14 protein-coding genes are annotated in these 24,299 nt (G+C 66.9%); 9 read left to right on the plus strand and 5 right to left on the minus strand.

Annotation, left to right across the window (positions count from 1 at the left end):
• The first annotated feature begins 161 nt into the window (after positions 1-161).
• Complete coding sequence (locus EJ105_RS09440; RefSeq protein WP_169121048.1) at positions 162-569, plus strand: DUF983 domain-containing protein; 408 nt, start codon at positions 162-164, stop codon at positions 567-569.
• A 22-nt stretch (positions 570-591) separates the two neighbouring features.
• Here EJ105_RS09440 and EJ105_RS09445 read toward each other — a convergent pair whose 3' ends face one another.
• The 4 genes from EJ105_RS09445 to EJ105_RS09460 all read right to left on the minus strand — a co-directional run bounded on the left by EJ105_RS09445 (position 592) and on the right by EJ105_RS09460 (position 5,341).
• Positions 592-1,998, minus strand: coding sequence for a TRAP transporter large permease (locus EJ105_RS09445; protein ID WP_029558187.1), 1,407 nt, complete (start codon positions 1,996-1,998; stop codon positions 592-594).
• 3 nt (positions 1,999-2,001) lie between these two features.
• Positions 2,002-2,583, minus strand: coding sequence for a TRAP transporter small permease (locus EJ105_RS09450; protein ID WP_029558186.1), 582 nt, complete (start codon positions 2,581-2,583; stop codon positions 2,002-2,004).
• A gap of 263 nt (positions 2,584-2,846) precedes the next feature.
• Positions 2,847-3,836 (minus strand): sialic acid TRAP transporter substrate-binding protein SiaP, encoded by a 990-nt coding sequence (locus tag EJ105_RS09455; RefSeq protein WP_029877228.1) that lies wholly within the window; start codon positions 3,834-3,836, stop codon positions 2,847-2,849.
• Positions 3,837-4,036: 200 nt separating this feature from the next.
• Entirely contained in the window at positions 4,037-5,341 is a 1,305-nt protein-coding gene (locus EJ105_RS09460; RefSeq protein ID WP_250166119.1) for an N-acetylmuramoyl-L-alanine amidase, read from the minus strand.
• A gap of 728 nt (positions 5,342-6,069) precedes the next feature.
• Between EJ105_RS09460 and EJ105_RS09465 the strand changes: the two genes are divergently transcribed.
• The 7 genes from EJ105_RS09465 to EJ105_RS09495 all read left to right on the plus strand — a co-directional run bounded on the left by EJ105_RS09465 (position 6,070) and on the right by EJ105_RS09495 (position 18,355).
• Positions 6,070-9,357 (plus strand): Rne/Rng family ribonuclease, encoded by a 3,288-nt coding sequence (locus EJ105_RS09465; RefSeq protein ID WP_250166120.1) that lies wholly within the window; start codon positions 6,070-6,072, stop codon positions 9,355-9,357.
• 428 nt (positions 9,358-9,785) lie between these two features.
• Positions 9,786-12,209 (plus strand): penicillin-binding protein 1A, encoded by a 2,424-nt coding sequence (locus EJ105_RS09470; RefSeq protein WP_250166121.1) that lies wholly within the window; start codon positions 9,786-9,788, stop codon positions 12,207-12,209.
• A gap of 359 nt (positions 12,210-12,568) precedes the next feature.
• The gene (locus tag EJ105_RS09475; RefSeq protein WP_250166122.1) at positions 12,569-15,061 is read left to right on the plus strand and encodes an EAL domain-containing protein; all 2,493 of its coding nucleotides are present in this window, start codon (positions 12,569-12,571) and stop codon (positions 15,059-15,061) included.
• A 99-nt stretch (positions 15,062-15,160) separates the two neighbouring features.
• On the plus strand, positions 15,161-16,291 hold the full coding sequence (gene prfB / locus EJ105_RS09480; protein ID WP_024279410.1) for a peptide chain release factor 2: 1,131 nt from the start codon (positions 15,161-15,163) through the stop codon (positions 16,289-16,291).
• A gap of 143 nt (positions 16,292-16,434) precedes the next feature.
• Positions 16,435-16,863, plus strand: a complete 429-nt coding sequence (locus tag EJ105_RS09485) for a Rieske (2Fe-2S) protein (RefSeq protein WP_250166123.1) — start codon at positions 16,435-16,437, stop codon at positions 16,861-16,863.
• 155 nt (positions 16,864-17,018) lie between these two features.
• Positions 17,019-17,558 (plus strand): hypothetical protein, encoded by a 540-nt coding sequence (locus EJ105_RS09490; RefSeq protein WP_029558178.1) that lies wholly within the window; start codon positions 17,019-17,021, stop codon positions 17,556-17,558.
• A 305-nt stretch (positions 17,559-17,863) separates the two neighbouring features.
• Entirely contained in the window at positions 17,864-18,355 is a 492-nt protein-coding gene (locus EJ105_RS09495; protein ID WP_156026388.1) for a hypothetical protein, read from the plus strand.
• Between the two features lie 123 nt (positions 18,356-18,478).
• Here EJ105_RS09495 and EJ105_RS09500 read toward each other — a convergent pair whose 3' ends face one another.
• Positions 18,479-22,207 (minus strand): vitamin B12-dependent ribonucleotide reductase, encoded by a 3,729-nt coding sequence (locus tag EJ105_RS09500; protein ID WP_250166124.1) that lies wholly within the window; start codon positions 22,205-22,207, stop codon positions 18,479-18,481.
• Between the two features lie 687 nt (positions 22,208-22,894).
• Between EJ105_RS09500 and EJ105_RS09505 the strand changes: the two genes are divergently transcribed.
• Positions 22,895-24,241: an MFS transporter gene (locus tag EJ105_RS09505; protein ID WP_029558175.1), complete on the plus strand. Its 1,347-nt coding sequence runs from the start codon at positions 22,895-22,897 to the stop codon at positions 24,239-24,241.
• Positions 24,242-24,299 lie beyond the last annotated feature (58 nt).

Consider the following 24,299-nt stretch of genomic DNA (forward strand, 5'->3'; position numbering starts at 1 on the left):
CCTGCGTCAGCATGGATGCGGCCTGGTGCCGCTGCGACTCGGTCTCACTTGCGGGTGGCACGGCCGAGACTTACCTCACGGGAGCACACTGCGCCGGCGAACAATCGCCCGACCCGCGTGACGCCGGACGGGCAGACGCCCCCACCGGCCCGGGAGAAGACATGAACGAACAACATTGGCCGAGGCTCTCGCCCCTTTCGACGGGCGTGAGGGGCCGTTGCCCCCGCTGCGGCGAGGGCCACCTCTTCAATGGCTTCCTCACCATCGCTCCGGCCTGCGAGGTCTGCGGCCTCGACTATTCCTTCGCCGATCCGGCGGACGGCCCGGCCTTCTTCGTCATGTGCTTTGCCTGCGTGCCGGCGGTTCTCTTCGCCATCTGGCTGGAGGTGGCCTTCCAGGCGCCCTACTGGGTCCACCTCGTGACCACGCTGCCCCTCTTGCTGCTCACCTGCATCCCGCCCCTGCGACCGTTGAAGGGCTGGCTGGTGGCGAGCCAGTACTATTACAAGGCCGAGGAAGGCCGCCGCGTTATCGCCCCGTCCGCCCCGGAGGGACGGACGGGCGCCTGATTCTTCTTCGCGTTCCCCTGCCTCAGCGGCCGAGCCCCATGGCGTGGGGCAGCCAGAGGGTGAGGCCGGGAATGTAGGTGATCGCGAGCAACGCGATCATCAACGGCACCAGCCAGGGCAGGATGGCCATGGTGGTGCGTTCCACCGAGAGCCGCGCCACCCGCGCCAGCACGAACAGCACCATGCCCAGCGGCGGGTGCAGCAGCCCGATCATCAGGTTCAGCGTCATGATGAGCCCGAAGTGGATCGGGTCGATGCCGAGCTTGAGCACGATGGGCAAAAGGATCGGCACCAGGATCGTGATAGCCGCGATGGTGTCGATGAAGCAGCCCACGAACAGGATGAGCAGGTTGGCCAGCGCCAGGAACACCCATTTGTTCTGGGTGAAGCCGAGGATGGCGTCCGACAGCATCTGCGCCGCCTGACTCGCCGTGAGCAGCCACGCGAAGATGGACGCCGCGGTGACGATGAACAGCACCGACGCCGTCGTCTCGATGGTGTCGAAGGTCGCCTTCGCCAGCGTCTTCAGCGTCATGGAGCGGTAGCGCACCAGCCCCAGGAACAGCGACCAGATCACCGCCGCCACCGCCGCCTCGGTGGGCGTGAACCAGCCGAGGGTCATGCCGCCGATGAGGATGACCGGCGTCATCAGCGCCATGACGGCGGAGAAGTCGAAATACCAGTCGAGGGCGACGAGCACCGCCAGCGCGATGAGCACCGCCTGGTTGGTGGAGAGGCCGAGGGCCATCATCACATAGACCGCCGCCGGGAACGCCAGCACGATCACCACCTCGACGCCGGCCGAGAGCAGCTTCCCCCACTCGAACGCCGCATCCGAGCCCCAGCCGTTGCGCCGGGCGAAATAGGCGACCGTCGCCATCATCAGCAGCGTCATGACCGCGCCGGGCACCACACCGCCGAGGAAGAGCGCGCCGATGGAGACGTTGGCGAGCATGCCATAGATGACGAACGGCAGGCTGGGCGGAATGATCGGCCCGAGCGTCGCCGAGGCAGCGGTGACACCCACCGAGAACTCGGTGGAATAGCCATGATCCTTCATGGCCTTGATCTCGATGGTGCCGAGCCCAGCGGCATCGGCGATGGCGGTGCCGGACATGCCGGAGAAGATCACCGAGCCGATGATGTTCACCTGCCCCAGGCCACCGCGCATCCAGCCCACCAGCGCCACAGCGAAGGCATAGATACGCCCGGTGACGCCGGCGATGTTCATGAGGTTGCCGGCGAGGATGAAGAACGGCACCGCCAGAAGCGGAAAGCTCTCCACGCCGGCGATCATCCGCTGGGCGATGACCACGTCCGGCACGGTGCCGCTGACGAGGATGTAGACAAGCGACGCCCCGGCCATGGCGATAGCCACCGGCACGCCGCAGAGCATCAGGAAGAGGAACCCGCCGATGAGCAGCCACATGGCTCAGTCCCCCTTGTGATCGTAGGTGCCTTCGAACGCCTCGGGGCGTTCAAGCACGCTGTAGCCGCGGCGGATGTTGCCGACGGCGACCTGGACCGAGCGGATCAGCATCATCACGAAGCCGAACAGAACCGCGTAGTAGACGACGCTCTTCGGCGCATCGACCATCACCATGGGCTCGTCGCCGACGAGGGCGATGTAGCGCACCATCAGCCACACGCCGTAGGCGATGAAGCTGGTGCGCACGAGGTCCACGAACAGCGAGAGCACCCGTCCCGCCGGCTCCGGAATGAAGCGGTAGATGAGATCCACCTGGATGTGCCGGGAGAGCCGCACGCACATGGCCGCGCCGATGAACACCACTGCCACGAGGCAATAGGTGGCGAGTTCCTCGGTCCACGAGAAGCTGTCGTTCAGCACGTAGCGGGTAAAGAACTGGGTGAAGACCAGTCCCGCCATGATCCAGAAGATGGCGAGGGTGATCCAGTCCTCGAAGGCGTAGCCGGAGAGGTCCACCTCCTCCTGCTGCTCGAACGTATGGGCGAGTTCCTCGCCGGTGACGCGGGTGTGGACTTCTTGGGCCATGAAGGGGTCCGGGCTGAGGGAACGGGAAGAAGAGGGAGCGCTACCGCAAGCGCGGGCGACAGTCAGACCCTACCGGCCAGCCCGTTCGCCTCCCCTCTCCCCTTGCGGGAGAGGGCTGGGGGTGAGGGGTAGCGATGCCGGAGTGGTCAGGGACCTCGGCGGTTGGGACGAGCGGACACATCCCCCTCACCCCAGCCCTCTCCCGCAAGGGGAGAGGGAGCACTGCGGGACCACGGCGGGAGCAGGTGCCCCCGCCTGAGCCCTCACATGTTGCCCTTGATGGCCTGGATGCGGTCCCAGTCAGCCTTGCGATAGCCGAAGCTCTCGAAGGTGATGTTCTTCATCACGGTGTTGCGGAAGTCGTCCGTGTCCACCTCGATGACGGTGAGGCCCTTCTGCTTGAAGATGTCGAGCAGTTCCTTCTCCCGCTGCGCCACCTCGGCCGTGGCCTTGGCGGCCGCCTCCTGGGTGACCTCGGTGAAGATCTTCTGGTCCTCGGGCGAGAGCTTCTTCCACAGGCTGCCGGAGATGATCGTGTTGAGGTGGTCCACGATGTGGCCAGTCAGCACGATGTTCTTCTGCACCTCGTAGAATTTCTTCGCCTCGATGGTGGTGAGCGGATTTTCCTGCGCATCCACCGTGCCGTTCTGGAGGGCGAGATAGACCTCGGCGAAGGCGATGGGGGTGATGTTGGCGCCGCAGGCCTTGGGCATGGCGAGATAAGCCGGGGCATCCGGCACGCGGATCTTCAGCCCCTTCATCTCGGCGCAGGTCTTGAACGGCTTGTTCGAGGTGGACTGGCGCACGCCGTAATAGGTGACGGCGACGATATGGTTGCCGGTCTTGTCCTCGTAGCCCTTGGCGAGATCCTTGAACACGTCGCTCTTGGCGTAGGCGAGCAGGTGGTTCGCATCGCGGAAGGTGTAGGGGTAATAGGTCACGCCGATGGGCGGATAGGCCTTTCCGGCGAAGCTTGAGCCGGAGATGATCATGTCCACGGTGCCGAGCGTCAGGCCCTGGTTGATGTCGCTCTCCTTGCCGAGCTGCGAGGAGGGATAGACATCGATCTGGTAGCGCCCGTTGGTGCGCTTGGCGATCTCGCCCGCAGCCCAGACGGAGGCGGTGTGGAAGGGTTCGGACGGCTCGTAGACATGCGCCCACTTGAGCTTGGTCTGGGCGCTGGCCGGCCCGCCAAGCGTGAAGGCAGCCGCAAGGGCGAGCGCAGCCGCAAGGCCACGGCGACGGTCGATCATCAATTTCCTCCCACACGGAATGCGGCGTCTTTGTCCGCTTTGTGCTTGATGCAGCGTGGTTGCCGGCCGAGGACTAAATCGTTTTGAATCTCGGCCGGACGCCGCTCTTTCCCATGGTACTCGGTCCCAGGCGCGGGGCAAGGCTCATGTCGACACGAGTCACACTTGCGCGCCTGACGCGCACACGGAGCGTCGCTCGCCTAGCGGCCGGGAGCCGGCGTGCCATCGTCCACCGCCTGATGCCCCGCCGCCCCCTTGTGCGCGAAGAACTGCGTGACACCTGCCGCGATGGCGTCAGCCATGCGGTCGCGGCCGGCTTCGGAGGTGAGTTGCTTGAGGTCGTCGGGGCTCGACATGTAGCCGAGTTCCACCAGCACGGAGGGCACATCGTGGGCCCGCAGCACGCGGAAGCCGGCGGATTTCAAGGGCGTGCCATGCATCCGCGTCGCCGCCTTCATGCTGCCGACCAGCGTGCGGGCGAACAAGGCGGAGAAATTGCGCGTCTCCCGCTGGGCGAGGTCCACCAGAATGCCCGCCACATCGTCGGTCTCGTCTGAGAGATCGACGCCGGCGATGAGGTCCGCCTTGTTCTCCTTGTCCGCCAGATGGGCGGATTCCGTGTCGCTGGCGGTCTCCGACAGGGTGTAGACGCTGGCGCCCCGTGCCCTGCCGTCGCCCCGGGCCAGCGCATCGGCATGGATGGAGATGAACAGGTCGGCCCGGTTGGCGCGGGCGATGCGTACCCGGTCGGCGAGCGGGATGAAGGTGTCGGTGGAGCGGGTCAGCACCACCCGGTAGCCGCCCGCTTTCTCCAGGCGGTCGCGCACGGCGAGGGCTGTTTCCAGCACGATGGTCTTTTCGACAAAGGCCGAATAGCCGGACGTGCCGGAATCGATGCCGCCGTGGCCGGGATCGATGACGATGACCGGACGCGTGTCGCCGGCCGGCGGCGCGGCAACGGGCGCAGCCGGTAACGCGGTGCGCTGCTCGGCCTCGGTGGCGATGGAGCGGGCAAAGGCGGCGGGATCGGCCTTCACCAGATCCACCACGAGGCGGGCCGGCTGGTCATCCACCGCATCCAGCACGAACGCCTTGTCGATGGCGACCGGTCCGGACACCTCCAGCACCATGCGCGCCTTGCCCGGGGCGAAGACGCCGAATCGGTAGGCCGTCACCAGCCCCCGTCGCAATTGGCTGGCATCGGGCCTCAGGGCGAAGGTGACGTCGGAGAGGTCGAGAATCACCCGGGGCGGGTTGGCGAGGGTGAAGGCCCGGAAGGCCGGGGCACGATCGAGGTCGACGATCAGGCGCGTGCGCTTGGCGTCGCCGGCGAGCCGCGCCTCCCGCGCCAAAGCCGGTGCCGCTGCGCCCCCCTCCCCCTGCGCCCGGGCGGGGCCGATGTCGAGTGCCACAAAAGTGAACAGGAACAAGAAAGCGGCAGCGCCGCGCAGCCCCCGTGGCGGGACAACGGACAAGGCGGCGGGGCCGGGCCGGCGTCGCATCATCGCAATCTCACCCTCGTTGGGGCTGCCCTTCGGCAGCGTCCGGAGCGGGCCACAAGAGAGGGGCAGGCATAAGGCGGGGCGTGTAAACGAGCCGTTGACGGAGCGTTATAGCCGTCCGGCGCGAGGTTCAGGACGCATGATCCTTGCCAAGCGGGAAGTCGGGCGGGTAAGAAGGGAACCGTACACAGTTCGCGTTCCGGAACAGGCTCTTCGGCCCCGGTTGCCGCGGCTGCCGCAGGGTGTGTCGAGAATCCGGGCGGGTCGCTGCGCATGCGATAGCCCGGGATCAAGGCAACGCCCATTGCCGATGGCGGCACCCTCAGGGACGATCCCCCGTCACCGAGGACCCTTTAGGCAAGCGCCGGACCGGCGCGGGCGGCATGCCTCGAAGCCAGCTTTGCCGATGGTCCGCGAGGGGACGATCTGGGGAATCGGGCGAGTGTGTACCGTGGTCGGAACGAGGCGCCCGCCTCCGCCCCGGCCTGAACCCTTCATCGAGGAGCGGGTAGCCGAGGGCATGGAATTTTTTCCGCACGACATGCGCGCTGAGCGCGCTTCCGTGTGCCCCGCCCCCGAGCGTGCGAGCGACGCGCTTGGGCGTACCTGTGCCTCCCCTTCTTCCTCACGTCATCACATCCGGCGCCAGAACGGCGTCGCGGCAGCGCCCGCAGGGGTCGAGCCGCGGCCGTCGCGGAGCATTGCTCCCGGCGCCGTGAAGAGAGATTTCCATGGCCAACAAGATGCTCATCGATGCGACCCACCCGGAGGAGACCCGGGTCGTGGTCGTGCGCGGGAACCGGGTCGAAGAATTCGACTATGAGTCCGCATCCCGCAAGCAGTTGCGGGGCAACATCTATCTCGCCAAGGTGACGCGCGTTGAGCCGTCGCTCCAGGCGGCCTTCATCGAATACGGCGGCAACCGCCACGGCTTCCTCGCCTTCAGCGAGATCCATCCCGACTATTACCAGATCCCGGTCGCCGACCGCCTCGCCCTGATCGAGGAGGAGGAGCGCGCCGCGCGCCTTGCCGAGGACGAGGCCGACCTCAAGGACCGCCGCCGCGAGCGCAGCCGCGCCAGGCGCTCCCAGCCGGACCAGAGCATCAGCACCGCCGTCGAGCCGGCGGAACACCCGGCCCCCGAGGCCGGGGAGACGCTTGCCGCCAATGGGTTTGAAGTCGCTGAAGACGTGGCGCCCGCGCAGGACGCCGTGACCGAAGCCGCCGCCGAGGCCGTGTCGGCTCCGTCCGAGCACCATGCCGAGCCGATGAGCGCGCTGGTCGCCCCCGCCGAGGCCGCAGAAGCCGCTGCCGCCGTGGTCGAGGCTGCCATGGACGCGCCGCTGGGCACCCCCCTCCCCGCCCCGCAGGAGCAGGCGGCGGATGACGAGGAGGCCCTGCGTCGCCGCGAGGCCGCCGAGGGCGAGAGCGATCCCGCGCCGATCCTCGAAGGCGAAGCGGTGATCCGCGAGGAGGTCGCCTTTACCTCCGCGCCGGGTGAGGACGAGGCGCCCCAGTCGGAGACCGACGAGGACGACGACGCCGAAGAGGACGAAGACGAGGACGAGGACGAAGAGGACTCGGACGAGGCTTCGGAAGAGAAGGCCCCTGAGGAGTCCGCGCGCGAGGAGCGCTCCGACGACGAGGAGCAGCCCCGTTCCCGCCGCCATCGCGGCCGCCGGCATGATCGCAAGCGCGACAAGGACGAAGACGAGGACGAGGACGACAGCGACGTCGACCAGATCGACGAGGAAGAGGAAATCGAGCACCTCGGCGCCGACGAGGACGCCCTCGAAGAGGTACCGGAGCGCGCGCCGCAGCGCCGCGCCCGCAGCTACAAGATCCAGGAAGTCATCCGTCGCCGTCAGGTGATGCTGGTGCAGGTGGTCAAGGAAGAGCGCGGCAACAAGGGCGCGGCCCTCACCACCTACCTCTCCCTCGCCGGCCGCTATTCCGTGCTGATGCCGAACACCGCCCGTGGCGGCGGCATCTCCCGCAAGATCACCAATGCCGTTGACCGGAAGCGCCTGAAGGAAGTCGTGCAGGATCTGGAGGTGCCGGAAGGGATGGGCATCATCCTGCGCACCGCAGGCGCCAACCGCACCAAGACCGAGATCAAGCGAGACTTCGAATATCTCCTGCGGCTGTGGGAGACGGTGCGGGAGATGACGCTCTCCTCCACCGCACCGAGCCTCGTCTACGAGGAAGGCTCGCTCATCAAGCGCGCCATCCGCGACCTCTACAACAAGGACATCGACGACATTCACGTCGCCGGCGAGGAGGGTTTCCGCGAGGCCCGCGACTTCATGCGCATGCTCATGCCGAGCCATGCGAAGTCGGTGATGCCCTATCGCGAGCCGCAGCCCATCTTCGCCCGCTATGGGGTGGAGCAGCAGCTCGATGCCATGTTCTCCCCCGTGGTGCAGCTGAAGAGCGGCGGCTACATCGTCATCAATCCCACCGAGGCGCTCGTCTCCATCGACGTGAACTCGGGCCGGGCGACCCGCGAGCACCATATCGAGGACACCGCCCTCAAGACGAACCTCGAAGCTTCCGAGGAAATCGCCCGCCAGCTGCGCCTGCGCGACCTTGCCGGCCTCATCGTGATCGATTTCATCGACATGGAGGAGAAGCGCAACAACCGGTCGGTGGAGCGCAAGCTCAAGGATTGCCTCAAGAACGACCGCGCCCGCATCCAGATCGGCCGCATCTCGCACTTCGGCCTGCTGGAGATGTCGCGCCAGCGCATCCGTACCGGCGTGCTGGAAAGCTCCATCGAGGTGTGCCCGCACTGCGGCGGCACCGGGCACGTGCGCTCGGCGGCCTCCGTCTCGCTCCAGCTGCTGCGCGCGCTGGAAGAGCAGCTGCTGCGCTCGCAGACCCACAATCTCGTCGCCCGCACCCGCACCGAGGTGGCGCTCTACGTTCTGAACCAGAAGCGCGCTCATCTGCGCGAGCTGGAGGAGCGCTTCAGCGTCACCCTCTCCGTCGCGGCGGACGAGAGCGTCACCGGTCACCAGCCCTTCATCATCGAGAAGGGTGATCTGGCCGCCCCCGCGCCCGCCGCCCCGCGGCCGAGCACCGTGGTGCAGCCCGACTCCATCCTGCCCGACGAGGATTTCGTCGAGGAGGACGAGGAGGAGATCGTCGAGGAAGCCGAGATTGAAGCCGAGGCTGAGGCCGAGGCGTCCGAAGGCAATGGCGAGCGCTCCGACGAAGCCGGCCGCAAGCGCCGTCGCCGTCGCCGCCGGCGGCGGGGCGATCGCGAGGAAGGCCGCGAGAGCGCCGAGGGAGCCGAGGGCGAGGAGGAGGATGACACCTCCGCCGAAGGTGCCGAGGCTCAGGATCATGCCGCCGATGGCGCGCGCGACGACAGCGCCCGCGAAGATGACGAGCGTGACGACGAGGAGCGGGGCGAGGACGACCGCGCCGATGGCGAGCGTTCCGACGACGAGAACGGCGACCGCCGTCGCCGTCGCCGCGGTCGCCGGGGCGGACGCCGCAACCGCCGCGAGCGCGATGATGACGCTCCGGGAAGCGCTGACGGCGAGAGCGATGGCTCCGACGAGACCGACGACGAGCAGCCGGTGGCTGCAGAGTCTGAGGTCGCGGCAGCCCCCGTCACCGCGTCCACCTTTGCCGAAGCCCCCGCAGAAGCCCGGGCCGAGCCTGTCGCCGAAGTCCCCGCCACGCCGGCCCCTGCGCCCGAGCCGGTGGCGGAGAGCGCCGAGGCGGCGCCCCGCCGTCGTCGCTCCACCATTCGCGAGAAGGCGCCGGTGATCCTGTCCGAGGGCGGCATCGCCACCCCGGCCGCGCCCGTTGCAGCGGAAGCCCCTTCTGAGCCGGCCGTCGAGCCTGCTCCTGAGGCGGCAGCTTCTGAGGCTGCGGCGCCCGAGGCGGAAGCGCCCGCTGCCGAGCCGGCCCCGGCGCCCGAGACGCCCGCCGCGCCGGCCGAAGAGACCGCGCCCCCCGCCAAGCCCCGCTCGGGCTGGTGGCAGCGCAAGCTGTTCGGCGGCTGACGGCCATCCGGCCTGACTTGTCCTGAATGTGAAAGGGCCTCCTCCGGGAGGCCCTTTTCATGTCGGGTGTCCGGTTCGGAGGGAGCCTTGCGTCCCTCAGCACCCTTCCGTCGCGAAGAGGCCACGTTTCGCCCCCATAGCGGTGGCCGTGCGAGTCCATGAGGGCGGACGCGGTGGGGGTCCGATGCAGACCCCTTTACCGTGACGGAGCGTCAAGGTCTGAGCGGGTGTGGTGAGCGGTTGCCTTGGGACTTCGCGTTTCCCAATGTAGTCGCTTCGCATCGACGCCAAGTCGGGTTATGGCAAGTCGCGCTCAGGCAGATCGCGGCCATGACGGGGTTGGCTGTCGTTGGTGGTCGGCGCGGACAGCGTGCGGTCAGTGCCCGGCTTAGGGCGTCCCTCGGGTTGCGGCGGGAGGAAGCTGCGAGATGCGGGTGATTTTGAGGTTCCTGGGTTTCCTGTTCGCGCTCGCGACGCTGGTGCTGCTGGCAGGCGCGGCGGGAGCAACCTATCTGGTCTGGAAATACTCCCAGGACCTGCCCGACTACTCCCAGTTGCAGAATTACGAGCCGCCCGTCATGACGCGCGTCCATGCGGCGGACGGCGCGCTGGTGGCGGAGTATGCCAAGCAGCGGCGCCTCTATATTCCCATCCAGTCCGTGCCGCGCCTCGTGATCGAGGCGTTCCTCTCGGCCGAGGACAAGAATTTTTATGAGCACGGCGGCATCGATCCCACCGGCATCTTCCGTGCGGCCCTGACCGCCGCGCAGAATTACGGCAAGAACGTCCGCGCCCAGGGCGCCTCCACCATCACCCAGCAGGTGGCCAAGAACTTCCTGCTCACCAACGAGCGCAGCCTCGACCGCAAGATCAAGGAGGCCCTCCTCGCCCTGCGCATCGAGCGGGCCTATTCCAAGGACCGCATCCTCGAGCTGTACCTGAACGAGATCTATCTCGGCATGGGCGCCTACGGCATCGCCGCGGCGGCGCTGGTCTATTTCGACAAGTCCGTGGACGAGCTGAACGTGCAGGAGGCGGCCTATCTCGCCGCTTTGCCGAAGGCGCCGTCCAACTACAACCCCTTCCGCGAGCGCAGCCGCGCCACCGACCGCCGCAACTGGGTGATCGATCGCATGGTGGAGAACGGCTTCGTCTCCCCGCAGGAGGGCGAGGCGGCCAAGAAGGCGCCGCTGGAGGTCACGCCCCGTGCCACGGGCGCGCAGATCTTCGCCGCGGAATATTACGCGGAAGAGGTGCGTCGGCAGATCTATGAGCGCTACGGCGAGCGCAAGCTCTACGAAGGCGGCCTCTCCGTGCGCACGCCGCTCGACCCCAAGCTGCAGGTGCTGGCGAAGAAGACCCTCACCGACGGCATGGTGCGCTATGACGAGGAGCGTGGCTGGCGCAAGCCCGTTACCCACATCGAGCTCGTGCCCGGCGACGACTGGGGCGTGAAGTTGGGCGAAATCAGGGAATGGACAGACATTCCCTGGCGCCTCGCTATCGTGCTCGACGTGAGCAAGGACAATGCCCGCATTGGTCTCCAGCCGTCGCGCACCAAGTCCGGCCAGCGCTCCATCGAGCGCGAGGTGGGCCTGATCCCGGCCGAGGGCGCCAAGTGGACGCGCAAGCCCATCAGCCAGGTGCTGAAGCCCGGAGACGTGGTCTATGTGGAGCCGCTCGGCGGCGCCGGTGGACAGTGGCGCCTGCGCCAGCCGCCCGGCGTCGAGGGCGCCATGGTGGTGATGGAGCCCACCACCGGCCGCGTGCTGGCCCTTTCCGGTGGCTTCTCCTACGACGAGAGCCAGTTCAACCGCGCCACCCAGGCCATGCGGCAGCCGGGCTCCTCGTTCAAGCCCATCGTCTACTCGGCTGCCCTGGACAACGGCTACACGCCGTCGACCATCGTCATCGACGCCCCGTTCGAGCTTGAGCAGCAGGGCCAGGAAACCTGGCGGCCGGAGAACTACTCCAAGAAATATTACGGCCCGCAGACGCTGCGCTTCGGCCTTGAGCAGTCGCGCAACGTGATGACGGTGCGCCTCGCCAACGACGTGGGCATGCCCATCATCTCCGAATACGCCAAGCGCTTCGGCATCTATGACGACATGCCGCCCTACCTCGCCATGGCGCTCGGCTCCGGCGAGACCACGCTGATGCGCATGACCGGTGCCTACGCCATGATCGCCAACGGCGGCCGCAAGGTGACGCCGTCGCTGATCGACCGCATCCAGGACCGCTATGGCCACACCATCTATCGCCACGACGAGCGCGAGTGCCGCGGCTGCGAGGCGACCAAGTGGGAGAACCAGCCCGAGCCGTCGCTGATCGACCGGCGCCCGGTGGTGCTCGATCCCATGACCGCCTACCAGATCACCTCCATGATGGAGGGCGTGGTGCAGCGCGGCACGGGCACGGCGCTCAAGGAACTGGGCAAGCCCATCGCCGGCAAGACCGGCACGACCAACGACGAGAAGGACGCCTGGTTCATCGGCTTCACGCCGGAAATCGTGGTCGGCATCTATCTCGGCTACGACAAGCCCAGGCCCATGGGCAAGGGCTCCACCGGCGGCCTCCTCTCCGCGCCCATCGCGCGCGACTTCATGAAGGTGGCCATCGCCGATCGTCCGGCCATTCCGTTCCGGGTACCTGCCGGCATCAAGCTGGTCCGCATCGACCGCAAGAGCGGACAGCGCACCAGCACGGGCGACGGCAATGCCATCCTCGAAGCCTTCAAGCCGGGCACCGCCCCGCCGGACGGCTATTCGGTGGCTGGCTATGCCGGCACCGACGGGTCCAATCCCGAGCCCGTCACCCCGGTGGCCCGAAGCGGCACGGGCGGCCTCTACTGAGGCTCGTGTCCTGCTCCCGATGCTCTGCTGCCCCCTCCTTCGCGGCGGCAGCGGAGCCATAGGCCGACGCTTGAGCGTGGCCGTGCGTCAGTATGCTGCAACGCCGGCGATGACGGTCCTGCGGGCACGCGCCTGCAAGGATTCTCGGCGGATACGGTGCCATCGCGACCGCGTCCCGGGACGCCGCTGCGAGCCCGGATTTTGACGCAGATTAACCTCATTCTTGTACCGTTCCTGTACAAGCGCCCAGAGATAGGTAAGCTAGTCACGCATGCCACTGGGTAAGCTGAAGATGTTGCGGGCGGACGGCCCGATGGCGTCCTCTTGACGCTTGGGGCCCACGGCCGGGAGCTTCAGCCATGGACGGGAAAATGGCGGATCGCCCAGCAGCTGCCCGCGCCCAAGGCCGCGAGGCCGTTGTCTTCTTCGACACGAACAACCTCGTCACCTTCATCAACACGGCGGCCGAACGCCTGTGGGGATTGAGTCCGGCCGAGGCGATCGGGCGCGACGTTGGCGAACTCATCCCCGGCGCAAGCGAGGAACGCGGGGGGGAACTTCCCCTCTCCATCGTGCGTAACGATGGCTCGCTCCTGGAGGGCGTCGTCTCCGTCACCCGCGCCCAGCACAAGCGCGAAACCTATTACATCGCCTTCGTGCGCCCCGCGCTGAGCCCCGTGGCGCCGCAGATGAGCCTCGGAATCCTGGCCGCGGTCGCCGAAAAGACCGACCGGGGCGTCCTCGTCGCCGACGCGCACGGCAAGGTGATCTACGCCAACTCCGCGTTCCATGACATGCTGGACGCCGGTATTGAAGGGCCGACCGGCCTCACCCTGGCCGAGCTGTTCTGCGGACGGCTCGGAAACGGCGGCTTCGCCGAACACATCAAAGACGCCATGGAACGGCGCATCTCCCTTGCGGAGGATGTCTCGCTCAAGGGCAAATCCGGAATGGAGGTCTGGGTGTCGGCAAACGTCACTCCGGTCATGGACCGCCAGACGGGCGAGCTGGAGCAGGTGGTCGCCGTCATCGCCGACATCACCCACACCCGGCTCGTGGAAGACCTGCAGCGCCAGGTGCTCGGCGCGCTGGCCGCCGATGCGCCCATGGCCGACATCATGGACATCCTGTGCCGCAAGGTGCAGGGCCTCGCGCCCGACGCGCTCTGCTCCATCCTCGGCGTCACCGCGGACGAGCGCCTCACCGTGCTCGCCGCCCCGAGCCTTCCAGCGGAGTTTTCCGCTGCGGTGGAGGGGGTCGCCATCGGCCCCAAGAGCGGCAGCTGCGGCACGGCCGCCTTCCGCGGGGTGCCGGTGCTGGTGGAGGATATCGCCACCAGTCCCCTCTGGGAGGACTTCCAGGACCTGCCCATCCCGCCCGGCATCACCGGCTGCTGGTCTATCCCGGTAAAGCTGCGTGGCGGCAAGGTGGCGGCCACCTTCGCCTTCTATTTCAAGACCGCGCGCGGCCCCACGCCGTGGCTTGAGAACGTCGTCGCCGCCTGCTCCGATCTCTGCGCGCTGGCACTGGAGCGCTTCGAGGCCAAGAAGCGCATCGAGATGCTGGCCAACGTGGACACGCTGACCGGCCTCGCCAACCGGCGCCAGCTCCATGCGATCCTTGAGGAATTGCTGGTGGAGGCCCGCACGCTGGAGCAGCCGCTCGCCGTGCTCTACCTCGACATCGACCACTTCAAGGATGTGAACGAGACGCTCGGCCATTCCACCGGCGACGAACTCCTGGTGGAGGTGTCGCGCCGGCTCAAGGCGCAGCTTCGCACCGGCGACGTGGTCGGACGGACCGGCGGCGACGAGTTCCTCATCATCGTGCACGACTGCACCGCGGAGGAGGCGGCCCGCATCGCCCGGCGGCTGCTGGAATATGTGGCGGCGCCCATCACCGCGCAGGCGCTCCACCTCACCATGTCCGCGTCGGTCGGCATCGCGCTCTTTCCCGAGCACGGAGCCGATGCGGAAACACTGCTCAAGCACGCTGATACCGCCGTGCATGAGGCCAAGCGCAAGGGGCGCGGCAAGTTCCATTTCTTCACCGAGGAACTGAACCGGCGGGTGCTGGACCGGCTCGTGCTTTCGGTGGCGCTGCGCGAGGCGATCCAGAACCGCGCCCTGCGCCTTGTCTACCAGCCGCAGGTGCTGCTTGCGTCCGGCGCGCTCCATGGCGTCGAGGCCCTCTCGCGCTGGACGGATCCGATCTACGGCGATGTCCCCGCCACCCGCTTCATTCCGCTCGCCGAAGAATACGGCCTCATCGAGAGCATCGACGAATGGGCGGTGGAAACCGCCTGCCAGCGCATCGCCGCCTGGCGCGCGGAGGGCGTGGACGTCCCGCACGTCTCGGTGAACCTCTCGCCGCTCAGCTTTCGCGGCGGCGATATCGTCGGCTTCATCTCCGGGGCGCTGCGCGAGTACGACCTGAAGCCGTCGGACCTCAGGGTCGAGATCACCGAGCGGGTGATGATGGACCAGCACCCGAACTCCTTCGCCACCGCGCGGGCCATCGAGGCGCTCGGCGTGCGCATCGCCATGGACGATTTCGGCACCGGCTATTCCAGCCTCAGCGCCCTCTCGCGCCTCCCCATCGCCGAGCTGAAGATCGACCGCTCCTTCATGCTCTCCATCGAGCAGGACCAGAATGCCCAGGCGCTGGCCACGGCGGTGATCCGCATCGGCCACAGCCTCGGCATGACGGTGGTGGCGGAGGGCGTGGAGACTCAGGCGCAGGCCGATCTCCTGCGATTCCTCGGTTGCCACGCGGCGCAGGGCTTCCTTTTCGCCCGTCCCATCGAAGCCGCGGACGTCGGCACTTGGCTCGCCGCGCAGCGAGCCCGGTGAGCCATTTCTCCGCCTGATCCCCTTCCCCGCCGGCCCGGCGTTTACACTCGCGCGCCCCGCCGCTATTTTCCGCGGCCCTCAGCCGGAGAAAGATGAGCCATGCGCGCGGAACTCGCCGCAAAAGTCGACGAGATCAAAGCCTCCCTCGACCTGTTGCGGTCCCACCTCGACGTGGACCGCTCGCGCCGGCGCCTGGCCGAACTCAACGCCATCGTTGAAGATCCCAAGCTCTGGGACGATCCCGAGCGGGCGCAGAAGCTGATGCAGGAGCGCACCAGCCTGGAGGACGGTCTCGGCGCCATCGACCGGGTGGAGCGCGACCTTGCCGACAATATCGAGCTGATCGATCTCGGCGAGTCGGAAGGCGACGAGGGCGTGATCTCCGAGGCCGCAGCATCCCTCGACGGGCTGAAGGCGGAACTCGCGCGGCGCGAGCTGGAGGCCCTTCTGTCGGGCGAAGCCGATTCCAACGACAGCTATCTCGAAGTCCATGCCGGTGCTGGCGGCACCGACAGCCAGGACTGGGCGGAGATGCTCCTGCGCATGTACCGCCGCTGGTGCGAACGCCACGGCTTCAAGGTGGAGCTGATGGACGAGAGCCAGGGCGAGCAGGCCGGGCTGAAGTCCGCCACCATCCAGGTGAAGGGCCACAATGCCTATGGCTGGCTGAAGACCGAGGCCGGCGTCCACCGCCTGGTGCGCATCTCGCCCTTCGATTCCAACGCGCGGCGGCAGACCTCTTTCGCCTCGGTGGACGTCTATCCCGTGGTGGACGACCGCATCGTGGTGGACATCAAGGAAGCCGACGTGCGGGTGGACACCATGCGCTCCGGCGGCGCCGGCGGCCAGCATGTGAACAAGACGGAATCGGCGGTGCGCCTCACCCATATCCCCACCGGCATCGCCGTGGTGAGCGAGGGCGACCGCTCCCAGCACAAGAATCGCGCCACGGCCTGGAACATGCTCCGCGCCAAGCTCTACGACCTCGAGCTGAAGAAGCGCGAGGCGGAGGCCATGGCCGAGCAGGCGGCCAAGACAGACATCGGCTGGGGCCACCAGATCCGCTCCTACGTGCTCCAGCCCTATCAGCTGGTGAAGGATCTGCGCACCGGCGTCACCTCCGGCACGCCGCAGGAGGTGCTGGACGGCGATCTCGATCCCTTCATGCAGGCCGCCCTCGCCCAGCGCGCCTATGGCGGCGGGCCGGAGAGCGTCGACGACGTGGACTGATCCCCGGGGAAATCAGTCCGGCCACCGGCCATTCCGCCCTCCGACGGGTAATGTCGGAGACGCGACAATTGGGGCGGCCTGAGCAGCGGCCCCGTTTTTGCTTCAGCTTTCCCGCCCCGTCCGGGCCTGGGAAAGCTGTTGTGATGACCGAACTCTTCGCCATCTGCGCCACCTACGAGATTCAGGATGGCGACGCCCGCGGCTTCGTGCTCGCGCGGCTCGACGCGGACGGCAACAAGAAGGCGTGGCCAATCTTCATCGCCCGCCGCGGCAACAGCTTCCACGGCTACGAGAATGTCTGCCCGCACGAGGGCAAGCGGCTCGACGCCTATCCCGGCGAGTTCCTGGACCGCGAAGCCAATTTCCTCGCCTGCGGGCGACACCAGGCGAAGTTCGACCCCGACACCGGCGTCTGCTTCATCGGCCCCTGCAAGGGCAAGTCTCTCACCCCCATCGAGATCGTCGTGGATGACGGCGACGTCTGCCTCGTCAACGTCCCCCTCGCCGAGGAGGACGGTCTGGACGTGGAGGACCCCAACGAGATGCCCGAGGTATTGATTACCGGCGATTGAGGCTCACGCCTCCGCTGGACAAGAGGTCGTGTCCGAAGGGCACGGCAGACCGGGGCCTCGTGCCCGGTCCGGCCATCCACGGCCGGCGCACACGAGGGTCTCCACGGCACGCCTTTTGGGGCACGCCCATAACGACCTCACCCAAGGACTTTCCCATGACCGCTGTTGCTGACACGCCTTTTGCCAAGCTGAGCACCGAGGGCCGCCTGCTGAAGCCGACCCTGAATGCCGACACCCACGTCGCCGGCCGTTTCGGCTTCCGCGGCGAGATTGCCTATGACGGGCCGGAGACGGTGCTGAAGGAGGTGTTCTCGGTCGCGGAAGACGGCAAGCCCGCCATCGGCTTCCTCGCCGGCTCCATCACCAGCTACGAGAACCTGCCCAAGCTGGTGGAAACGCTCGGCGCCGCGCTGGACGGTGACGGCAAGTATTTCGTCTATATCTCGGACCTGCCCCAGGGCAACCGCCTGCTGATCCGCTTCGGCGACGTGAAGATCTTCGCCATCTTCCTCGATGAGACCTCGGTCTACAACGAGCTGATCGACACCTTCTACGTGGACAAGGTGAAGCTCAAGAAGTTCGACACCGCCGCCAAGCTCGACGCCCTCGCCGACGTGGGGCTGAAATATGCGGAAGTCGCGCACTACAAGGAAGTGTCCTACGAGGACGGCCTCGCCATCAAGAACGCCGCCTGATCAGGCATTGTCCGGGGACGGAGGGCTGCCCCGCCTCCGTCTGCCCGTCACCGACATTGCCCCGAGCCGTTCGCGCAAAGTTGTCTTCCTGCAATTTCAGCCGGACAGATAAATTTTGCATCCGGCTGACGGTAAAATAATCCGACACACAGCCTGTCTTTCTGGCCTCGTCCGAATATCGCGACGAAGTTTTTGTCTTGTGCCTGCAAAATCAACCCCATAGCTTTTCCGCGTTTTGGATATCCGCGCGAAACGTCGGCGGACCATCGGGGGGCACTCGAATGGCGAGGTTTTTTTCAGGGAGAATGCTGACGACAGCAATTCTCGGTTTCGCTCTTGCGGGGTTCACGTCAGGCGCGGCGCGCGCCTTCGGTGGGGGCGACTGCAACATGTTCGCTCAGTCGAATATCGCGCGGGTGCAGGAGATATCCATCGATACCGGAGGCGCGGATTTCGGCGACTTCCCCCACCTGTTCGGGTCCCCCCTCGGCAAGGCGATCATCTGCTGGGCGAGCGATGGCCGTGTAGCGGTCCGAGGCACCCTGTTCGCCGATAACTTCCGCGAGCCCATCCAGGCCATTCTGAAGGTGCGCTTCCGCAGCAACAGCGGTACCTGGACGCCCTTCGCGCAGGGTGACGTGTCCGGCAACGGCGGCCTGGTCGCCTTCCAGAGATTCTTTCGCACCTCGCCGCGCGGGCAGTTCAACCGCGTCCAGATTCGGTTGGAGACCTTCCGGGATTCCGCCCTCCCCAACGACCGGGCGATTACGGTCGCGGACGAGATCTTCCGGCGCTGAGCCGGTCCCGCAGATCTGACCTGAAGCAGTGGGTTGGTCCGGAAGGATTTGGGTCCGGCCCAAAACGCAAAATGCCCGGGACCGTGGTCCCGGGCATTGTTTTTACCGAAGAAGTGAAATCCCTCAGCTACAGCCGGTCGTCCCGCCGCAGGTATCGCACTTCAGGCAGGTGCCGTTGCGCACCATGGTGAAGTTCATGCACTCGGGGCAGGCTTCGCCCTCATAACCCTTGGCCTTGGCCTCGGCGCGGGCTTCGGCCTTGCGGGCAGTGGCGGACCAGGGGAGCGACTTCTCCATCAGGCTCTCGACTGCCGCTTCCAGATGCTCCACCTCGGGCGAGGCCTCGGCGAGTTCGGCGGTGTCGGCCTTCAGCGCGGTCGCGCCAACGGTGGTCGCACGGAGCATGGTCACGTTGTCGGTGCCCGAGCGCGGCTCGGGGGCCACCGGCTGGGACACCAGCAGGTTCACCGTCTTGCCGCGCACGAGACCCTTGGAGACGATGCGGGCCGACGGATTGGTCGGCGCCTTGCCTTCGTCCACACCCTTGCCGAGGGCGTCGAAGCCGGTCTCGGAGAGGTCCACGTGGCCGAGATCGTTGCGGCCGAGATAGCTCACCGCCAGCTCGCGGAACACATAGTCGAGCATGGACGTGGCGTACTTGATGGTGTCGTTGCCCTGCACCGGGCCGGCTGGCTCGAAGCGGGTGAAGGTGAAGGCGTCCACATATTCATCGAGCGGCACGCCGTACTGGAGGCCGAGCGAGATGGCGATGGCGAAGTTGTTGAGGAGCGAGCGGAGCGCCGCGCCCTCCTTGTGCATGTCGATGAAGATCTCGCCGAGGCGGCCGTCATCATATTCGCCGGTACGCAGATAGACCTTGTGGCCGCCCACCACCGCCTTCTGGGTATAGCCCTTGCGGCGGTCGGGCATCTTCTCCCGCTCGCGCACGCGGTGCTCGACGATGCGCTCCACCACCCGTTCGACGATCTTCTCCGTGACCGACGCGGTGCGGGCCGCGTTGGGCTGGGCGAGCACGGCGTCCAGCGCGTCGTCCTCGTCCTCCTCGTCCGCCACAAGCTGGGCGTTGAGGGGCTGGGAAAGCTTGGAGCCGTCGCGATAAAGCGCGTTCGCCTTCAGCGCGAGGCGCCAGGACAGCAGGTAGGCCGCCTTGCAATCCTCGACGCTGGCGTCGTTGGGCATGTTGATCGTCTTGGAGATGGCGCCCGTGATGAAGGGCTGCGCCGCCGCCATCATGCGGATGTGGCTCTCCACCGAGAGATAGCGCTTGCCGATGCGGCCGCACGGGGAGGCGCAGTCGAACACCGGCAGGTGCTGGGCCTTAAGGAAGGGCGCGCCCTCCAGCGTCATCGCCCCGCAGACATGCACATTGGCGGCGTCGATGTCTGCCTTGGAGAAGCCGAGGAAGGCGAGCAGGTCGAACTTCGGGTCGGCGAGCTGGGCCGCCGGCACCTTCAGGCTGTTGGCGAGGAATTCCTCGCCGAACGTCCAGCGGTTGAAGGCGAACTTGATGTCGAACGCGGTCTTCACCGCGGCCTCGGCCTTGGCGATGGCCGCGTCGTCGAAGCCCTTGGCGCGCAGCGAGCCGTGGTTGATGGCCGGCGCGTTGGCGAGCGAGCCGTGGCCCACCGCATAGGCCTCGATCTCGGCGATCTCGGCTTCCTTGTAGCCGAGGGTGCGCAGCGCCTCGGGCACGGCGCGGTTGATGATCTTGAAGTAGCCGCCGCCGGCCAGCTTCTTGAACTTCACCAGCGCGAAGTCGGGCTCGATGCCGGTGGTGTCGCAGTCCATCACCAGGCCGATGGTGCCGGTGGGGGCGATCACCGAGACCTGCGCGTTGCGGTAGCCGTGCTTCTCGCCCAGCTCCAGCGCCTTGTCCCAGGCCGCGGTGGCGTGGGCGACGAGGCGGGTGTCCGGGCAGGACAGGTGATCGAGCGGCACCGGGGCGATGGAGAGGCCTTCATAGCCCTCGGCGATGCCGTGGGCGGCGCGGCGATGGTTGCGGATCACCCGCAGCATGGACTGGGCATTGGCCGAATAGGCCGCGAACGTGCCCAGCTCCTTCGCCATCTCGGCGGAGGTGGCGTAGCAGACGCCGGTCATGATGGCCGAGAGCGCGCCGCAGATGGCACGGCCCTGGGGCGAGTCATAGGGAATGCCGCTCGACATGAGCAGGCCGCCGATATTGGCATAGCCGAGGCCCAGCGTGCGGTACTCGTAGGAGAGCTCGGCAATGCGGCGCGAGGGGAACTGCGCCATCAGCACGGAGATTTCCAGCACCACGGTCCACAGCCGCACGGCGTGCTCGTAGCTCTCCACGTCGAACCTTTTCTCGGCGTCGCGGAACTGCAGCAGGTTCAGCGAGGCGAGGTTGCAGGCCGTGTCGTCGAGGAACATGTATTCCGAGCACGGATTGGAGGCGCGGATCTCGCCGGCCGCCGGGCAGGTGTGCCAGTCGTTCACCGCGGTGTGGAACTGGATGCCGGGGTCGGCGCAGTGCCACGCGGCCGAGCCGATCTTCTCCCACAGCTCGCGGGCCTTGATGGTCTTCGCCACCTTGCCGTCGGTGCGGCGGATGAGCTTCCAGTCCTCGTCGGCCTCGACCGCGCGCAGGAAGTCGTCGGTGACACGGACGGAATTGTTGGAGTTCTGGCCGGCGACGGTGATGTAGGCCTCGCCGTCCCAATCGGTGTCGTAGATGGCGACATCGATGTCCTTGTAGCCCTGGCGGGCATACTGGATCACCCGACGGATGGCAGCGTCAGCCACCGCCGCCTTGCGGGCGGCCTTGATCTCGCGCTTGAGAGCCGGGTTCTTCTCCGGGTCGAAGCAGTCGTCACCATTGCCTTCGCAATTTACGCAGGCCTTGAGCACGGCCTTGAGGTGCTTGGCATTGAGCTTGGAGCCGGTGACGAGGGAGGCGACCTTCTGCTCCTCGATCACCTTCCAGTCCACATAGGCCTCGATATCCGGATGGTCGGCATCGACCACCACCATCTTGGCGGCGCGGCGAGTGGTGCCGCCGGACTTGATGGCGCCCGCCGCGCGGTCGCCGATCTTGAGGAAGCTCATGAGGCCGGACGAGCGGCCGCCGCCGGACAGCTTCTCGCCCTCGCCGCGCAGCGCGGAGAAGTTGGAGCCGGTGCCGGAGCCGTACTTGAACAGGCGCGCCTCGCGCACCCACAGGTCCATGATGCCGCCGTCGCTCACCAGATCGTCGCTGACGGACTGGATGAAGCAGGCGTGCGGCTGGGGATGCTCATAGGCCGAGGTGGAGGCCGTCAGCTCGCCGGTCTGGTAGTCCACATAATAGTGGCCCTGCCCCGGCCCATCGATGCCGTAGGCCCAGAACAGGCCGGTGTTGAACCACTGCGGCGAGTTGGGCGCGGCCATCTGCATGGCGAGCATGTAGCAATGCTCATCGAAGAAGGCCTGCGCGTCGGCCTCGCTGTCGAAATAGCCGCCCTTCCAGCCCCAATAGGTCCAGGTGCCGGCCAGACGATCGAACACCTGCTTGGCCGAGGTCTCGCCGACAAGGCGCTCCTTCTCGGGCAGGCCCGCAAGCGCTTCGTGGTCGGCCACGGAACGCCACAGGAAGGAGGGGATGGAATTCTCCTCCACCTTCTTCAGGCGCGCGGGCACACCGGCCTTGCGGAAATATTTCTGCGCGAGGATGTCGGACGCGACCTGCGAGAACTGCGCAGGCACCTCGATGCCCTCCTGGCGGAAGACCACGGAGCCGTCGGGGTTGCGGATCTCGCTCACGGTCTCGCGGAACGGAATGTCCGCGTAAGGGGAACGACCCTCTTGCGTGTAGCGGCGTTCGACGCGCATGACCGGTGCTCCTTCGGCTCGGCCCCGCTCGGGCCGATCATTCTACAGGACGAATATGGCGGACGGCTTCCCGTCAGGTACGGCGCAGCGCGCCGTCCCTTTGCAAGGACTGCCGACTTCGGGTTCTGGTGAGGTGCCCATGCCGCATAAGCTACGCGAGGCGCGGGTCGTTGATGGGCGTGACGCTAGTGTGAGTCCGCGCCGTCCGTCAACGCACCTCAGAGTGGCCCGAAGTGCCTTCGAACTACGACCAATGGTGCTCCATCGGCCGGCAGGGCACAAGATGTTGGGTCTCATATGGTGAGGAAACGCTTAATTTCAATGTAGTGCCGGGGCGTCGCGGCCTGCGCCGGGGCGATCGGGCCGCGCCAGTCCGCATTTTTTCCGGCATGCCCGTCATCCACAGCTTGTCCAAAAATTTGCCATCCCATTGTCACGTTCGAGATGCGCGTGGGCAGCAACCGAGGGGATAGGGCGACACCGGACGTATGCGCCCGCCACATAGCGGGCTTGTCTCAGGGCGATAGAGACCGTCTGGTCATATAGCGCGCAACAATCTATCAACTGGCGGCAACCGTTCGCGCCGTTGGCTCACTGCCCCATCCAGCCGCGACAGAAAATTGCCGGACCCTTCAGCCGCCGCCAACGGCTCCCGGCCTTTACGGGGCGCAGTTGGAAAGTACCGGCATGTCCACGACCTTCGCCGCAGACGCGGCGCCAGCAGCCAATCCCCGCTCCCGCGTCATCCTCGCGAGCCTGATCGGCACCACCATCGAGTTCTACGACTTCTACGTCTACGCCACGGCGGCGGTGCTGGTGTTTCCGCACCTGTTCTTCCCGGCCGGCAATGACACGACGGCGCTCCTCGCCTCGTTCGCCATCTTCGGCGCGGCCATGGTGGCGCGTCCGCTGGGCGCCATCTTCTTCGGCCACCTCGGCGACAAGAAGGGCCGCAAGATTACTCTGGTGGGCGCGCTGCTCACCATGGGCATCGCTACCTTCCTCATCGGCCTGCTGCCCACCTTCCAGACGGCCGGCTGGTTCGCGCCCCTGCTGCTGGTGATCCTGCGCCTCGCCCAGGGCTTCGCGCTGGGTGGCGAGTGGAGCGGCGCGGCTCTGGTCGCCACCGAGAATGCGCCGGCCGGCAAGCGCGCCGTCTACGGCACCTTCCCCCAGCTCGGTGCGCCCATCGGCTTCATCATCGCCAACGGCCTGTTCCTCGCCATCGCGGCGCTCATGCCGTCGAGCGATCCCTCCCGCCCGTCCGACGCCTTCCTGTCCTGGGGCTGGCGCCTGCCGTTCCTGTTCTCGGCGGTGATGGTGATCGTGGGCCTGTGGGTGCGCATGTCGCTGGTGGAGAGCCCGGCCTTCGCCAAGGCGCTGGAGCACGGCCGCATCCAGAAGCTGCCGCTGGCCGCCGCGTTCAAGACCCACTGGCGCGAGCTGATCCTCGGCACCTTCTACATGCTCGCGACCTACGTGCTGTTCTACCTGATGACCACCTTCTCGCTGAGCTACGGCCGCGCGCCCACGACGGCGGCGGTGCCGGGGCTCGGCTACGACTACCGCACCTTCGTGCTGATGATGATCGGCGGCGTGGTGTTCTTCGGCATCTTCACCCTGGTGTCCGGCCCCTGGGCCGACCGCTGGGGCCGCCGCCGCACGCTGATCGGCATCACCGCCGCCATCGTGCTGTTCGGCCTTTTGTGGGTGCCGATCCTCTCCGCCGGTCCGGTGGGCGTGATGGCATGGCTCATCATCGGCTTCACCCTGATGGGCCTCACCTTCGGCCCCATGGGCGCGCTGCTGCCGGAGCTGTTCCCGGCCAACGTGCGCTACACCGGCTCGGGCATCTCCTACAATGTCTCGTCCATCCTCGGCGCGGCGGTGGCTCCGTTCATCGCGGTGGCGCTGTGGAGCTATGGCGGCGGCAGCCCGTTCTGGGTCGGCGTCTATCTCTCGGTCATGGCGCTGCTCACGCTCACGGCCCTGCTCATCGGCAAGGAAACCCGCGACGTGAACATGGACCACTGAGGGCCGGACGCGCCGCACGTCGCACGCCTCTTGCGCCGGACGGGAAAAGGGAGTGAAC

The sequence above is a fragment of the Xanthobacter aminoxidans genome, from assembly GCF_023571765.1.
GTDB lineage: Bacteria > Pseudomonadota > Alphaproteobacteria > Rhizobiales > Xanthobacteraceae > Xanthobacter > Xanthobacter aminoxidans.